At 73.5% G+C, this 14,171-nt stretch carries 17 protein-coding genes; 13 read left to right on the top strand and 4 right to left on the bottom strand.

The genetic code is table 11. The features are described from left to right. Positions 1 to 108: 108 nt before the first annotated feature. The 4 genes from AB0I68_RS01315 to AB0I68_RS01300 all read left to right on the top strand — a co-directional run bounded on the left by AB0I68_RS01315 (position 109) and on the right by AB0I68_RS01300 (position 3,955). Positions 109 to 1,413, top strand: coding sequence for an NYN domain-containing protein (locus AB0I68_RS01315; protein ID WP_363175082.1), 1,305 nt, complete (start codon positions 109 to 111; stop codon positions 1,411 to 1,413). Between the two features lie 67 nt (positions 1,414 to 1,480). Then, positions 1,481 to 2,482 (top strand): ABC transporter ATP-binding protein, encoded by a 1,002-nt coding sequence (locus tag AB0I68_RS01310; protein WP_363175367.1) that lies wholly within the window; start codon positions 1,481 to 1,483, stop codon positions 2,480 to 2,482. After that, positions 2,479 to 3,249, top strand: a complete 771-nt coding sequence (locus AB0I68_RS01305) for an ABC transporter permease (protein ID WP_363175081.1) — start codon at positions 2,479 to 2,481, stop codon at positions 3,247 to 3,249. The genes AB0I68_RS01310 and AB0I68_RS01305 overlap by 4 nt, the downstream gene beginning before the upstream one ends. 34 nt (positions 3,250 to 3,283) lie before the next feature. Further along, a complete protein-coding gene (locus AB0I68_RS01300) occupies positions 3,284 to 3,955 on the top strand; it encodes a DUF2567 domain-containing protein (protein ID WP_363175080.1) in 672 nt (223 codons plus the stop codon). Positions 3,956 to 4,069: 114 nt separating this feature from the next. Here the strand turns inward: AB0I68_RS01300 and ybaK are convergent, their stop codons facing one another. The 3 genes from ybaK to AB0I68_RS01285 are packed head-to-tail and all read right to left on the bottom strand — an operon-like array spanning position 4,070 to position 7,002. Then, entirely contained in the window at positions 4,070 to 4,561 is a 492-nt protein-coding gene (gene ybaK, locus AB0I68_RS01295; protein WP_363175079.1) for a Cys-tRNA(Pro) deacylase, read from the bottom strand. Positions 4,562 to 4,602: 41 nt separating this feature from the next. Further along, entirely contained in the window at positions 4,603 to 5,343 is a 741-nt protein-coding gene (locus AB0I68_RS01290) for an LON peptidase substrate-binding domain-containing protein (RefSeq protein ID WP_363175077.1), read from the bottom strand. A 60-nt stretch (positions 5,344 to 5,403) separates the two neighbouring features. Then, complete coding sequence (locus AB0I68_RS01285; RefSeq protein WP_363175076.1) at positions 5,404 to 7,002, bottom strand: oxidoreductase; 1,599 nt, start codon at positions 7,000 to 7,002, stop codon at positions 5,404 to 5,406. 125 nt (positions 7,003 to 7,127) lie between these two features. Between AB0I68_RS01285 and hisD the strand changes: the two genes are divergently transcribed. Genes hisD through hisF form a run of 8 tightly spaced genes read left to right on the top strand, consistent with a single transcriptional unit; the run spans position 7,128 to position 12,865 of the window. Further along, positions 7,128 to 8,450, top strand: a complete 1,323-nt coding sequence (hisD, locus tag AB0I68_RS01280) for a histidinol dehydrogenase (protein WP_363175075.1) — start codon at positions 7,128 to 7,130, stop codon at positions 8,448 to 8,450. Further along, positions 8,447 to 9,571, top strand: coding sequence for a histidinol-phosphate transaminase (locus tag AB0I68_RS01275; protein ID WP_363175074.1), 1,125 nt, complete (start codon positions 8,447 to 8,449; stop codon positions 9,569 to 9,571). The genes hisD and AB0I68_RS01275 overlap by 4 nt, the downstream gene beginning before the upstream one ends. Then, positions 9,568 to 10,161 carry an imidazoleglycerol-phosphate dehydratase HisB gene (gene hisB / locus AB0I68_RS01270; RefSeq protein ID WP_099893196.1) on the top strand — a complete coding sequence of 198 codons (594 nt, stop codon included), beginning with the start codon at positions 9,568 to 9,570 and terminating at the stop codon, positions 10,159 to 10,161. Before AB0I68_RS01275 ends, hisB begins: the two co-directional genes overlap by 4 nt. Before the next feature lie 2 nt (positions 10,162 to 10,163). Continuing rightward, a complete protein-coding gene (locus AB0I68_RS01265; RefSeq protein WP_363175073.1) occupies positions 10,164 to 10,331 on the top strand; it encodes a hypothetical protein in 168 nt (55 codons plus the stop codon). Then, positions 10,328 to 10,978, top strand: coding sequence for an imidazole glycerol phosphate synthase subunit HisH (hisH, locus tag AB0I68_RS01260; protein ID WP_363175072.1), 651 nt, complete (start codon positions 10,328 to 10,330; stop codon positions 10,976 to 10,978). Before AB0I68_RS01265 ends, hisH begins: the two co-directional genes overlap by 4 nt. Beyond that, the gene (priA, locus tag AB0I68_RS01255) at positions 10,978 to 11,712 is read left to right on the top strand and encodes a bifunctional 1-(5-phosphoribosyl)-5-((5-phosphoribosylamino)methylideneamino)imidazole-4-carboxamide isomerase/phosphoribosylanthranilate isomerase PriA (RefSeq protein ID WP_363175071.1); all 735 of its coding nucleotides are present in this window, start codon (positions 10,978 to 10,980) and stop codon (positions 11,710 to 11,712) included. The genes hisH and priA overlap by 1 nt, the downstream gene beginning before the upstream one ends. Continuing rightward, positions 11,709 to 12,110 carry a RidA family protein gene (locus AB0I68_RS01250; RefSeq protein ID WP_363175070.1) on the top strand — a complete coding sequence of 134 codons (402 nt, stop codon included), beginning with the start codon at positions 11,709 to 11,711 and terminating at the stop codon, positions 12,108 to 12,110. The genes priA and AB0I68_RS01250 overlap by 4 nt, the downstream gene beginning before the upstream one ends. Then, the gene (gene hisF, locus AB0I68_RS01245; protein ID WP_363175069.1) at positions 12,110 to 12,865 is read left to right on the top strand and encodes an imidazole glycerol phosphate synthase subunit HisF; all 756 of its coding nucleotides are present in this window, start codon (positions 12,110 to 12,112) and stop codon (positions 12,863 to 12,865) included. Before AB0I68_RS01250 ends, hisF begins: the two co-directional genes overlap by 1 nt. A 216-nt stretch (positions 12,866 to 13,081) precedes the next feature. Here the strand turns inward: hisF and AB0I68_RS01240 are convergent, their stop codons facing one another. Then, the gene (locus tag AB0I68_RS01240; protein ID WP_363175068.1) at positions 13,082 to 13,714 is read right to left on the bottom strand and encodes a TIGR03085 family metal-binding protein; all 633 of its coding nucleotides are present in this window, start codon (positions 13,712 to 13,714) and stop codon (positions 13,082 to 13,084) included. Positions 13,715 to 13,798: 84 nt separating this feature from the next. On the opposite strand from AB0I68_RS01240, the gene hisI reads away from it, so the two are divergent. Beyond that, entirely contained in the window at positions 13,799 to 14,161 is a 363-nt protein-coding gene (gene hisI, locus AB0I68_RS01235) for a phosphoribosyl-AMP cyclohydrolase (RefSeq protein WP_363175067.1), read from the top strand. The last annotated feature ends 10 nt before the right edge of the window (positions 14,162 to 14,171 follow it).

The following is a 14,171-nucleotide window of genomic DNA, read 5'->3' as shown; positions in this document are numbered from 1 at the left end:
CGGCCGCGGGATCCGCCACGCCGATGATCGAGTTCCGGCCGTCAACCCCCTTGCGGTCGGGCAGACTCGGGGAACCCGCGACACACACAGAGGATCCCCGGGAAGAGGGTGGTACGCGTGGACCGCTGCGTCGTCCTGGTGGACGCCGGCTATCTGCTGGGCGCCGCCGCCAGTCTTCTCGCCGGGGAGCCCTCCCGCTCCCGCATCACCGTGGACCATGCCGCCCTCATCCAGGGCCTGCGCGAGCGGGCCGAGGCCGATACCGAGCAGCCTCTGCTGCGCATCTACTGGTTCGACGGGGCACCCGACCGGGTGCCCCAGCCCGAGCACCGGCGGCTGCGCGTCATGCCCCGCGTCACCGTCCGCCTCGGCGCCCTGACCCGCAGCGACGGCCGCTGGGCGCAGAAGGGCGTGGACGCCGCCATGCACGCCGAGCTCACCGAGCTGGCCCGCAACCGCGCCTGCTCCGACGTCGTGCTCGTCACGGGGGACGGGGACCTGCTGCCCGGCCTGATGTCCGCCAAGGAGCACGGGGTCGCCGTCCACCTGTGGGCCGTCCAGGCCGCCGACGGCGACTACAACCAGTCCGAGGACCTCGTCGCCGAGGCCGACGAACGCCGCGTCCTGGACCGGACCTGGATCACCCGCGCCGTCCGCGCCAGGGACCTCGCCGGGCTGTGCGCACCGCCGCCCGCGCCACGCCCCGAGATCGCCGCGATCCTCTCCGCCCCGCTGCCCGAGGCGGCCCTCGCCGAGGCCGCCCGCAGCGCCGGCGGCAACGGCGCCGGAGCCCCCGCCCCCGCCGAGCCCGAGGGGAGCGGCGCCCCCGTGCCCGCGCCCGCCGCCGGCGGCAAGACCGTACCCACCCCCAAGGACCTCGCCGGCTCGCTGCGCGCCCCCGGCCAGCAGCCCGGCCCCCCGGGAGCCCCGGGCGCCCCCCAGCCCCCGGCCGGCAGCGCCCTGCGCTGGTCCTCCGACAAGGGCTGGATCGACCGGGCCGGACCGCTGGGGGAACCCGCCGAGACCGCCTCGCTGCCCACCCTCGCCCAGCTCACCAGCGCCGAGCAGCGCTGGGCCGACCGGGAGGAGGACATCACCACCGTCGGCGGCGACCCCTTCGAGGTCGGCCAGGTGTTCGCCCGGCGCTGGATGGAACGCCTCCCGGAGACCGTCCACCTGCAGAAGCTCGCCACGATGTACCCGCGGATCCCCCACCGCATCGACGGGGAGCTGCTCCGCTACGCGGCCCGGTTCGGGCTGCTCGCCCACAAGGACGACCAGATCGACGAGCACGACCGCTACGCCATCCGGGCCGGGTTCTGGCGGGAGATCGACGTCCGCGCGGCCGCCGAGCACGTGGCCGGGACACCCGCCGCCGTGACCGCGGGGCCGCCGACCCCGGCGGCCGAGTAGGGGCGAAAGCCGCGTAGGCTGCTCCCTCGTGAGTACGGGCACAGCATCAGCACAACCGAGCACGGCAGTGGCCGCGGACGCGGCCTGCGACGTGGTCTGCGCGGTGCGTGACCTGGTCAAGACGTATCCCGCGGTACGGGGCCGGCGCGGGGCTCCCGCCCTGCCCGAGACCCGGGCCACCGACGGGATCTCCCTGGACGTCCGGCGCGGTGAGATCTTCGGCCTGCTCGGCCCCAACGGCGCCGGCAAGTCCACGCTGGTCCGGCAGCTCACCGGCCTGATGCGGCCCGACTCGGGCGCCGTGACCCTGCTCGGCCACGACCTCGTACGCCACCCCGAGCGGGCGGCCCGGCTGCTCGCCTACCTGGGGCAGGAGTCCACGGCCCTCGACGAGCTCACGGTGGCGCTGGCCGCCGAGACCACGGGACGGCTGCGCGGGCTCGACGCACGGGCGGCGCGGACCGAGCGGGACGCCGTACTCGAGGAACTCGGGCTGACCCCGATCGCCGGGCGGCCCCTGAAGAAGCTTTCCGGCGGGCAGCGGCGGCTGGCCTGCTTCGCCGCCGCGCTCGTGGGGGAGCGGCCGGTGCTGGTCCTCGACGAGCCCACCACCGGCATGGACCCCGTGGCCCGGCGGGCCGTGTGGGCGGCCGTGGACCGGCGGCGCGCACAGCGCGGGGCCACCGTCCTGCTCGTCACGCACAACGTCATCGAGGCCGAGACCGTCCTGGACCGGGTCGCCGTCATCGACCAGGGCCGCGTCATCGCCTGCGACACCCCGGCCGGGCTGAAGGCCCGGGTCTCCGGCGAGGTCCGGCTGGAGCTGGTCTGGCGCACCGCGCCGCCGCTGGAGGTACGGGAGGTCGCGGCGCTCGCGCCGGCGGCCGCCGAAGCCGGGCGCCGGTGGGTGCTGCGGCTGGCCCCCGACGAGGCGCGCGCCGCGGTGGCCGCGGTGACCGGCGGGCCGGCCTTCGCCGCCCTCGACGATTTCACGCTGGCGACCCCGAGCCTGGAGGACGTCTACCTCGCGCTGGGCGGGCGTACGTCGAAGGGTCTGGTGAAGTCGTGACCGCTGCCGCCGTGGGTGTGCTGGCCCCCCGGGCCCGGCTCTTCCCGTCGCTGGCCGCCGTGTACCGGGCGCAGCTGTCCCGGGCCCGCGTGTCCCGGATCCCGCTGCTCTTCGTGGCCACCTTCCAGTCCGTCGGGATCATGATCCTGATGCGGGGCGTGGTGGACGGGGGCTCCGAGGCCCGGGCCGTGGTCGCGGGTTCCTCCGTACTGGTCGTCGCCTTCGTCGCGCTGAACCTGCTCGCGCAGTACTTCGGGCAGCTGCGGGCCAGCGGCGGGCTGGACCACTACGCCACGCTGCCCGTGCCCCCCGCCTCGGTGGTGCTGGGCTCGGCCGCCGCGTACGCCTCCTTCACGCTGCCGGGCACGCTGGTGACGGCGGTGTTCGGATGCCTGCTGTTCGGGCTGCCGATGGGCGGGCTGTGGATCCTGGCCGCGGTGGTGCCGCTGGCCGGGGCCGCGCTGGCGGGGCTGGGCGCGGCGCTGGGGCTGCTGGCGCCGCGGCAGGAGCTGGCCACGCTGGCCGGGCAGCTCGGCATGTCGGCGGCGCTGCTGCTGGGGGTGCTGCCGCCCGAGCGGATGCCGGACGTGATCGTGTGGGCGCGGGACCTGCTGCCGTCGACCTACGGGGTGGAGGCGTTCGCACGGACCTTCGCGCCGCATCCGGACTGGGCGGCGGTCGGCCTGGACCTCGGGGTGTGCGGGGCGGTGGGGGTGCTCTCGCTGGCCGCGGCGACCTGGGCGTACCGGCGGGCAGCGGTCCGCTGACGCCGCCGCGCCGGGCACCTGGCACGATGTGGGGGTGACCGAAGCCGTGACCACGCCGTCCCCGTTCGAACCGCCGCTGCCGCCCGGGAAGCCGGGCGGCTCCGCCGCGGGCATCACCCCGGCGGACATCCGCGACGGGGCCGCCGTGGCCCTGGCCACCGGGGTGGCCGGGGTGCTGCTCGGAGTGCTGTGGGCATGGCTGGCGCCGAAGGCGCAGTACGTGTCGAACGGCGAGGCCGTCTTCCTGCGGGACACCGAGAGCGAGGCCCGGATAGGGGCCGACGCGATGTTCTTCCTGCTGTCGGTCGGGCTCGGCGTGCTGAGCGCGGTCCTCGTCTTCCTGTGGCGGCGCCGGGGCGGTGTCCCGCTGGTCGTCGGCCTGGTGGTCGGGTCCGGCTTCGCCGCGCTGGTGGGCTGGCGGCTGGGGCTGTGGCTGGGGCCGTCGTCGGACGTGGCCGCGGCCGCGCTGAAGGCGGGCAAGGGCGTGCCGTTCGATGCGCCGCTGCAGTTGCTGGCGCAGGGGGCGCTGCTGGTCTGGCCGATGGTCGCCGTGGCCGTCCACCTCGGCCTGACGGCCCTGTGGTCCCCGCAGGACCCGGACCCGGCGGGCGAGTCGGCCCGGCAGGGCGTGTACCCACCGCCCCACGTCCACGCCGACCCGTCGGACCGGCCGGACCCGTCGGAGTCCGAGCCCCCGAAGGCCTGACCGTACGGCGGGCGGGGGCCGGGGCCATTGCGCCGGGCCTTCCCGAAACCGGGGCTCCGCCCCGGACCCCGCGCCTCGAACGCCGGCGGGGCTGCATGTGCAGCCCCGACTCGGCTACGGGCGGGCGATGGGGGCCAGGGTGGCCGACGTCAGGGTCGTCAGGGTGGCGGGCGGGAGCTCGACCTCCAGGCCGCGGCGGCCGGCCGAGATGCAGATCGTGGCGTGGGCCTGCGCCGACACGTCCAGCACCGTCCGCAGCCGCTTGCGCTGCCCCAGCGGGGAGATGCCGCCCCGTACGTATCCCGTGGTGCGCTCCGCCAGCGCCGGATCCGCCATCACCGCCCGCTTCGCACCCAGCGCAGCGGCGAGTGCCTTGAGGTCCAGGCTGCCCGACACCGGGACCACCGCCACCGCCAGGACACCGTCCACGTCCGCGACCAGCGTCTTGAAGACCCGGTCCGGGGAGACCCCCATGGCCTGGGCCGCCTCCTCGCCGTACGAGGGGTGCGCCGGGTCGTGCTCGTACGCGTGCACCGTGAACGCGGCCTGCGCGGACGTGAGCGCCGCGATCGCCGGAGTGCCGGCCGGAGCCTTCTTCTTCGCCATCGGTCCTTCGCCGTCAGTACTTCGCCGTGCGTTCTTCGCCGTCAGTTCGGGCTCGTCGGCGCGCGCGTCAGGTCCACCGCCGGGAGCGACGGGAGGTGGCGGATGACCGCCGTCTCCGCCCGCAGCAGTTTCAGTTCCTCCGCGAGGCGGGTCGCGGTGTCCGGCGCCTGGAGCAGCCGCTGCTTCGCCGGGATGTCCAGCACGGCCGCCGCCGCCACCAGGTACGAGACCACCGACGGCTCGTCCGGCAGGTCCGCACCCGAGGTCAGGGACCGCTCGCGGGCTCCGGCCAGCCGCTTCTGGTAGTTCCGGAAGGCCCGCAGGACCCCCTCCGCCAGCGCGCCCGCGCCGTCGCCCGTGTCCTCCGGGAGCTCCTCCAGCTCCGCGACCAGGTACGGGCCCGAGCTGTCCACCGACAGCAGGCGGACCCGCGCCGTACCGGTGGCGAGGACCTCGAAGCTGCCGTCCTCCCGCTCCCGGATCGTCGCCGCGTCCGCGATGCAGCCCACCCGGTGGAAGGCCTGGATCGGATCCGGGCCGAAGCCCGCCGTCGGGCCCCGCTCGGGCAGGGCCGTCTGGTCCGGCAGGCCGGGAGCGGTCGGCGCGACCTCCCGGCCGTCGCGGATCGCGACGACCGCGAAGCGGCGCGGCTCGTCCTCGCCCGTCTTCAGCAGCTCCCGCATCATGGCGCGATAACGCTCCTCGAAGACGTTCAGCGGGAGGACGAGTCCCGGGAACAGCACCGAGTTCAGCGGGAAGAGGGGCAGGCGAACGGAGGTCACGAGGCACAGGGTAGTGGCCGCGGGCCAGGGCCTGTCACCTCAGTTGTTCCCGGCCTCCGCTCATCCCCGTCTCAGCAGACGCGAGGCTCCCGCCGCCACCGTCGTCGCCAGGATCCAGCCCAGCAGGACCAGCGCCGCCGAGCCCCACTGCCAGCCGCCCTCCACCTTCCACTGGCCTTCCTGGCCGAGATCGATGACGGGGAGCAGGAGGTCCAGCGCGTAGAGCGCCGCCTCCCACTTCGGGTGTTCGTCCGCCTTGATCGGCGGCGGCTCGTGCCGGGAGAAGAGCAGCGCGCCCGCCGCCCACAGCACCGCCATCCACAGTGCGGCCCGGCCCGGGCGGTACCCGTACGCCACCGTCCAGTCCTGGAGGTACCCCCACGCCTTGAGCGCCGGCGGCAGGGTGGCCCGGCGCCGCCGCTGCTTGGCGAGCAGCACCTCGCGGGCGTCCGCGTCCTCGCCGCTGGTGCGCAGTACGGCGGCCAGCCGCTCGTACGGCTCCGGCGAGTACTCCGGAGTGGCCGCCTCCACCCAGGCCAGCCGGCGCGCCAGCGGGAAGTGGCCGCGGGGCGCGAGGTTCTCGTACGCGAACCCCTCGATCGACACACCGCCCTGGCCGGGCCAGCTGGTGGAGGTGTCGACCAGCTTGACCACCTTCGCCCCCGACAGCACCACCCGCCCCCGCTCCGGCCGCTCGCCGACGAACCGCAGCTCCGGCGTCTGGATCCGGCGCAGCGAGACCTCCTGCTCCTCGGTCAGCGTGAACCGGGCGCCGTAGAAGTCGACCGCGTCGCCGAAGCGGCCGTCGTCCAGGCGCAGCCCGCCCCGGCACTCGAAGCGCTGGGCCCGCTGCCCGCGCGTGGGCGTCTGGCCGAGCCCGTACGGGGGAGTGGAGGAGCCGGAGTCGCCGGGGACGTAGTCCAGGGCGATCGACGTCAGGTACAGGGTCCGCTCGACGGTCAGCTGCGGGGCGTTCAGCGCGCGCCGCCCGTACGGGTTGCGCAGCCGGGCCCCGCGCAGGTTCATCGACACGCCGACCTTCGCGCCGCGCAGGCTCACCTCCCCGTACGTCTCCAGCAGTTCGCCCTGGAAGTCCTGCGCGACCGACATCCCGTCCGCGGCGATGGCCCGGCCCTTGTTGTCCCGCTGCACCACGGCCTGGCTGATCAGCAGGTCGGTGCCGATCTGCGCGTCGGTCAGCCGGATCCCGCGGGCCACCCGGCAGCGCGGCAGGTGCAGATCGCCCTCGGTGTGCAGACGGGAGGCGTCCAACCGGGGTATCGCGCAGTTGACCAGGCGCAGGGTGCCGAACCGGGTCTCGGACAGCTGGATCTCGCTGTCGAAGCGGCAGGACTGGAGTTCGACGTACGGCTGCACGATCCCGCCGGACAGGTCGAGGCGCCCGGTGATCCGTACGCCGCGCAGTTTCAGCGAGGCGACCCGGCCCGGCACCGGCGGCGGGCCGTGGAGCAGCAGCAGCGCCACCATCTGGGCGCGGACGCTGCGCCCGCCGCCCCAGATCCGGTCGCCGTGCGGATTGTCCTCGTCGGCGGCCCGGGCGCTGAGATCACAGATGCTGCCCGTCCGGTACGCCTGCCACATGCGGCGTTCCGGATCCGTGAGATCCGCGGGCTCCTCGCCCGCCCGTGCCTCCGCCATGGCGGCCCCCCTCCGCTGCGCATACGTGTACGAGGAACGCTAGTGGGCGGCAGTGACATCCGGGGCGTGTATCAGCCAGTGATACAGGCGGACGGTGGCGGGAGGCGGTCTGAGAGAATTGGGAGGTGATCTCTCGTATCGACCTGCGCGGTGACACCCTCCCCGAGGGTGGCGCCCTGCGCGATCTGCTGCCCCGTGCCGAGTTCGACGTGGAAGCCGCCCTGGAGAAGGTGCGGCCCATCTGCGAGGACGTCCATCATCGTGGCACCGCGGCGCTGATCGAGTATGCGCAGAAGTTCGACGGTGTGACGCTCGAGCAGGTCAGGGTGCCTGCCGAGGCGCTCAAGACCGCGCTCGACGAGCTCGACCCGGCCGTCCGCGCCGCCCTCGAGGAGTCGATCCGGCGCGCCCGGATCGTGCACCGGAGCCAGCGCCGCACCGAGCACACCACCCAGGTGGTCCCCGGCGGAACCGTGACCGAGAAGTGGGTTCCGGTCGAGCGCGTGGGCCTGTACGCCCCGGGCGGCCGCTCCGTGTACCCGTCCTCCGTCGTCATGAACGTCGTACCGGCCCAGGAGGCGGGCGTCGAGTCGATCGCGCTCGCGTCCCCGCCGCAGAAGGAGTTCGCAGGGCTGCCGCACCCGACGATCCTCGCCGCGTGCGCGCTGCTCGGCGTGGACGAGGTGTACGCGGCCGGCGGGGCGGTGGCCGTCGCGATGTTCGCGTACGGCACCGAGGACTGCCTGCCGGTGAACATGGTGACCGGCCCCGGCAACATCTGGGTCGCCGCCGCCAAGCGCTACTTCACCGGCCGGATCGGCATCGACACCGAGGCCGGCCCGACCGAGATCGCGGTCCTCGCGGACTCCACGGCCGACCCGGTGCACGTCGCCGCCGACCTGATCAGCCAGGCCGAGCACGACCCGCTGGCCGCCGCCGTGCTCGTCACGGACTCCGAGGAGCTCGCGGCCGCCGTCGAGCGGGAGCTGGAGCCCCAGGTCGCGGCCACCAAGCACGTCGAGGACCGGATCAGGCCGGCACTCGCGGGCAAGCAGTCCGCGATCGTGCTGGTCGACAGCCTGGAGGACGGCCTCAAGGTCGTCGACGCGTACGGCGCCGAGCACCTGGAGATCCAGACCGCCGACGCCGCGGCCTGGGCCGCCCGGGTGCGCAACGCCGGTGCGGTCTTCGTCGGCCCGTGGGCCCCGGTCTCGCTCGGCGACTACTGCGCGGGGTCGAACCACGTGCTGCCCACCGGCGGCTGCGCCTGCCACTCCTCCGGCCTGTCCGTACAGTCCTTCCTGCGCGGCATCCACATCGTCGACTACACGCGGGACGCCCTCGCCGAGGTCACCCACCACGTGGTGACGCTGGCCGAGGCCGAGGACCTGCCCGCGCACGGCGCCGCCCTCAAGGCGCGCTTCGGATGGAAGGTCCCCACCCAGTGAGCTTCGGAATCGACGACCTCCCCATCCGGGACGAGCTGCGCGGCAAGACCCCGTACGGCGCCCCGCAGCTCGACGTGCCCGTCCAGCTGAACACCAACGAGAACCCGTACGAGCTCCCCGAGGAGCTGGTCCGGCGCATCGCCGAGCGCGTCTCCGAGGCGGCCCGCACCCTCAACCGCTACCCCGACCGGGACGCGATCGAGCTGCGGACCGCCCTGGCCGCCTACCTCACCCGTACGGGCAAGCACCCGGTCGCGCGGGAGAACGTATGGGCCGCCAACGGCTCCAACGAGGTCATCCAGCAGCTGCTGCAGACCTTCGGCGGGCCCGGCCGCACCGCGATGGGCTTCGAGCCCTCGTACTCGATGCACGCGCTGATCGCCCGGGGCACCGGGACGGGCTGGGTCTCCGGCCCGCGCCGGGACGACTTCACGATCGACGTGGCGGCGGCCGAGCAGGCCATCGCCGAGAACGCGCCCGACGTCGTCTTCATCACCTCGCCCAACAACCCCACCGGCACCGCGGTCGAGGCGGAGACGGTCCTCGCCCTCTACGAGGCCGCGCAGGCGGCGCGTGCCGATCGGGGTTTGGCATCCCTGGTCATCGTGGACGAGGCGTACGTCGAGTTCAGCCACCGGGACTCCCTCCTCCCGCTGATCGAGGGTCGCCCGTGCCTGGTGGTCTCCCGGACCATGTCCAAGGCCTTCGGCGCCGCCGGGCTGCGCCTGGGCTACCTGGCCGCGCACCCGGCCGTGGTCGACGCCGTGCAGCTCGTACGCCTGCCGTACCACCTGTCGGCCGTCACCCAGGCGACCGCGCTGGCCGCCCTGGAGCACACCGACACCCTGCTCGGCTACGTCGAGCAGCTCAAGGCCGAGCGGGACCGGCTCGTCACCGAGCTGCGGGGCATCGGCTGCGAGGTCACCGAGTCCGACGCGAACTTCATCCAGTTCGGGAAGTTCGAGGACGCGCACACCGCCTGGCAGAAGATCCTCGACCGGGGCGTCCTGGTCCGGGACAACGGCGTACCGGGCTGGCTGCGGGTCACCGCCGGCACCCCGGCCGAGAACGACGCGTTCCTGGAAGCGGTTCGCGCACTGAAGAAGGAGCAGCACGCATGAGCCGCATCGGACGGGTCGAACGGACGACGAAGGAGACCTCGGTCCTCGTCGAGATAAACCTCGACGGCACCGGCAAGGTCGACGTCTCGACGGGCGTGGGCTTCTACGACCACATGCTCGACCAGCTCGGCCGCCACGGCCTCTTCGACCTCACGGTCAAGACGGACGGCGACCTGCACATCGACAGCCACCACACGATCGAGGACACCGCCCTCGCGCTCGGCGCCGCCTTCAAGCAGGCCCTCGGCGACAAGGTCGGCATCTACCGCTTCGGCAACTGCACCGTGCCGCTCGACGAGTCCCTCGCCCAGGTGACCGTCGACCTGTCCGGCCGCCCGTACCTCGTGCACACCGAGCCCGAGAACATGGCGCCGATGATCGGCGCGTACGACACGACGATGACCCGGCACATCTTCGAGTCCTTCGTCGCGCAGGCCCAGATCGCCCTGCACATCCACGTCCCGTACGGCCGCAACGCTCACCACATCGTGGAGTGCCAGTTCAAGGCCCTCGCCCGCGCCCTGCGCTACGCCGCCGAGTTCGACCCGCGCGCCGCCGGAATCCTGCCCTCGACGAAGGGCGCCCTCTAGCCGTGAACGGCCTGAACACCATCCTGATCGTCCTCGGCCTCTTCCTGGCCGGCGGCGTCTACTCCTTCCAGAAGCAGCAGATGCCCAAATCGGTCATCATCCTGCTCGCCATCGGCTCCGCGATGTGCCTCGCCGCCGGAGTCCTGCGGATTCAGGGAATGTGGGAATGAGCGCAGTCCGCCCCACCAAGACGGTCGTGGTCTTCGACTACGGCTTCGGAAACGTCCGCTCCGCCGAACGCGCCCTCGCGCGCGTCGGCGCGGACGTCGAGATCACCCGCGACTACGACAAGGCGATGGACGCCGACGGCCTCCTCGTTCCCGGCGTCGGCGCCTTCTCCGCCTGCATGCAGGGCCTCAAGGACGCACGCGGCGACTGGATCATCGGCCGCCGGCTCTCCGGCGGGCGCCCGGTCATGGGCATCTGCGTCGGCATGCAGATCCTCTTCGAGCGCGGCATCGAGCACGGCGTGGAGACGGAGGGCCTCGACGAGTGGCCCGGCACCGTCGAGCCGCTGCGCGCCCCGATCGTGCCCCACATGGGCTGGAACACCGTGGACGCCCCGGCCGACAGCCAGGCCTTCAAGGGCCTGGACGACGACGCCCGCTTCTACTTCGTGCACTCGTACGCGGTACGCGACTGGAGCCTGGAGGTCACCAACCCGGTGATCCGCGCCCCCAAGGTCACCTGGGCCACCCACGGCGAGCCGTTCGTCGCGGCGGTGGAGAACGGGGCCCTGTGGGCCACCCAGTTCCACCCCGAGAAGTCCGGCGACGCCGGCGCCCAGCTCCTCACCAACTGGATCGAGACCCTCTGATGCCCGTCAGCAAGCTGGAACTCCTCCCCGCGGTCGACGTCCGCGACGGGCAGGCCGTCCGCCTCGTGCACGGGGTGTCCGGCAGTGAGACCTCCTACGGTTCCCCGCTGGAGGCCGCCCTCGCCTGGCAGCGCGCCGGTGCGCAGTGGCTGCACCTCGTCGACCTGGACGCCGCCTTCGGCACCGGCGACAACCGCGCCCTGGTCGCCGAGATCACCGGCGCCATGGACATCAAGGTCGAGCTGTCCGGCGGCATCCGCGACGACGCCACGCTCGCCGCGGCCCTCGCCACCGGCTGCACCCGCGTCAACCTCGGCACCGCCGCCCTGGAGACCCCCGAGTGGGCCGCCAAGGCGATCGCCGAGCACGGTGACAAGATCGCCATCGGCCTCGACGTACGCGGCACCACCCTCAAGGGCCGCGGCTGGACCAGCGAGGGCGGGGACCTCTACGAGACCCTCGCGCGCCTGGACTCCGAGGGCTGCGCCCGGTACGTCGTCACCGACATCGGCAAGGACGGCACGCTGACCGGCCCCAACCTGGAGCTGCTGAAGAACGTCTGCGCCGCCACCGACCGGCCCGTCGTGGCCTCCGGCGGGATCTCCTCGCTGGACGACCTGCGGGCGCTGTCCGAGCTGGTGCCGCTGGGCGTCGAGGGCGCGATCGTCGGCAAGGCCCTGTACGCCAAGGCCTTCACGCTGGAAGAGGCCCTGCGGGTGGTGTCCGGCTCATGAGCAGCGCTGGCGAGGTCCGCCGCATCTCCTCCGGCGGCCCGTGGGAGGACGCCGTGGGGTACTCCCGCGCCGTCGAGCTGCCGAACGGGCTCGTGCTCGTCTCCGGCTGCACCTCCGTCATCGACGGCAAGATCGTGGCCGGCGGCCCGTACGACCAGACGGTCAACTCCTTCCGCGTCGCGATCGACGCGCTGAAGCAGGCCGGCCTGGGCGCGGAGCACGTCGTCCGCACCCGGATGTACATCACCCATGCGAGGGATGTGGACGAGGTGGGCCGCGCCCACAAGGAGCTCTTCGACGCCGTCCGCCCCGCCGCCTCCATGATCATCGTCTCCGGCTTCATCGACCCCAGCCTGGTCGTCGAGGTCGAGGTCGAAGCCTTCCGAGGGGAGTCCTGATGTCGCTCGCCGTACGAGTGATCCCCTGCCTGGACGTGGACAACGGCCGCGTCGTCAAGGGTGTCAACTTCCAGAACCTGCGCGACGCCGGTGACCCGGTGGAGATGGCCAAGCTGTACGACGCCGAGGGCGCCGACGAGCTGACCTTCCTCGACATCACCGCGTCGTCCGGGAACCGCGAGACCACGTACGACGTGGTGCGGCGGACCGCCGAGCAGGTCTTCATCCCGCTGACCGTGGGCGGCGGTGTCCGCACCGCGCAGGACGTGGACAAGCTGCTGCGGGCCGGCGCGGACAAGGTCGGCGTGAACACCGCCGCCATCGCGCGGCCCGAGCTGATCCAGGAGATCGCGGAGCGCTTCGGGCGGCAGGTCCTCGTCCTGTCCGTCGACGCCCGCCGCACTCCCACCGGTTCCTTCGAGGTGACCACGCACGGCGGCCGCCAGGGCACCGGCATGGACGCCGTCGAGTGGGCGCACCGGGCGGCCGAACTGGGCGCCGGCGAGATCCTGCTCAACTCGATGGACGCGGACGGCACCAAGGACGGCTACGACACCGAGATGATCGCGGCCGTGCGGGGGCACGTCACGGTCCCGGTGATCGCCTCGGGCGGTGCGGGCCGGCTGGAGCACTTCCCGCCGGCGATCGCGGCCGGCGCCGACGCGGTGCTGGCGGCGTCCGTGTTCCACTTCGGCGACCTGCGGATCGCCCAGGTCAAGGAAGCCCTCCGCGAGGCGGGCCACCCGGTCCGCTGACGCCCTGGCCGGGCGGCGGTCGTGTCCGGGGCGCTGCCCCGGGCTCCCCGCGGGTTTCCGCCCGCCGGGGAGCCGTGGCCGGCCGGCCGCGGCCGGGGACATCCCCGCCCCCGGCCTGCCGACCGGGGTGACCCGGCCGGCGGACGGAGTCCGGCGCAGGCGCCCGAAGCCCGGGAGGCCCGCCGGGGCCGAGCGGTGCGAGGGCGCCGTCGAGGATCAGATGCCGAGCCTGGCCGCCGTCAGCTTGGCGATGGCCTCCTCCGGGCCGTCCAGTTCCACCGCCGCCGCGTCCTGGCGGCCGAAGCAGAACAGGGTCAGCTCGCCCGGCTCGCCGGTCACCGTCACCACCGGTGTGCCCTTGTGCGCGACCGCCGTCTGGCCGTTCGGGCGGCGCAGCACCAGACCCACCGGGGAGCGGCGGCCCGTCAGGCGGGCCAGCTTCTCCAGGCGGGACCACAGGGCATCCGAGAACACCGGGTCCAGCCGGCGCGGCGACCAGCCCGGCTGGGCGCGCCGTACGTCCTCCGCGTGGACGTAGAACTCCACCGCGTTCGCGGCCTCGTCGATCTGCTTCAGCGCGTAGAGGGACATCTTCGGCGGGCCGGTCCGGATCAGCTGGATCAGTTCCTCGTACGGCTTGGCCGCGTACTCGGCCATCACCTTGTCCAGCCGGTCCCTGAGGACGTTCAGCAGCAGACCGCCCGCCGCGTCCGGGCGGCGCTCCCGGACCACCACGTGCGCCGCCAGCTCCCGGGCCCGCCAGCCGTCGCACAGCGTCGGCGCCTCCGGCCCGGCCGCCTCCAACAGGTCCGCCAGCAGCAGGCGTTCACGCTTCGCATGGGTAGACATGGGGGCCAGCCTACGGCCGGAACCCGCCCCGTGCCCGCCCATCAGGCGGACGGTGATCCGTCACAGCGGCCCGGTCGCGGCACAATGGCCCCCATGAGAACGTCCTCCCTCGATCCCGCCATCGCCGCCCGGCTCAAGCGCTCCGCCGACGGCCTGGTTCCGGCCATCGCCCAGCAGTACGACACCGGTGAGGTGCTCATGCTGGGCTGGATGGACGACGAGGCCTTGCACCGCACCCTGACCACCGGCCGCTGCACGTACTGGTCCCGCAGCCGCCGGGAGTACTGGGTGAAGGGGGACACGTCCGGCCACTTCCAGCACGTGAAGTCCGTCGCCCTCGACTGCGACGCCGACACCCTCCTCGTCAAGGTCGACCAGGTCGGCGCCGCCTGCCACACGGGCGCCCGCACGTGCTTCGACGCCGATGTCCTTCCGCTGGCCGAATAGGTAGGTAGGG

Source organism: Streptomyces sp. NPDC050448 (genome assembly GCF_040655295.1).
GTDB lineage: Bacteria > Actinomycetota > Actinomycetes > Streptomycetales > Streptomycetaceae > Streptomyces.
The sequence above is the reverse complement of the archived record's forward strand: the minus strand, read 5'-3'. Positions and strand labels throughout refer to the sequence as shown.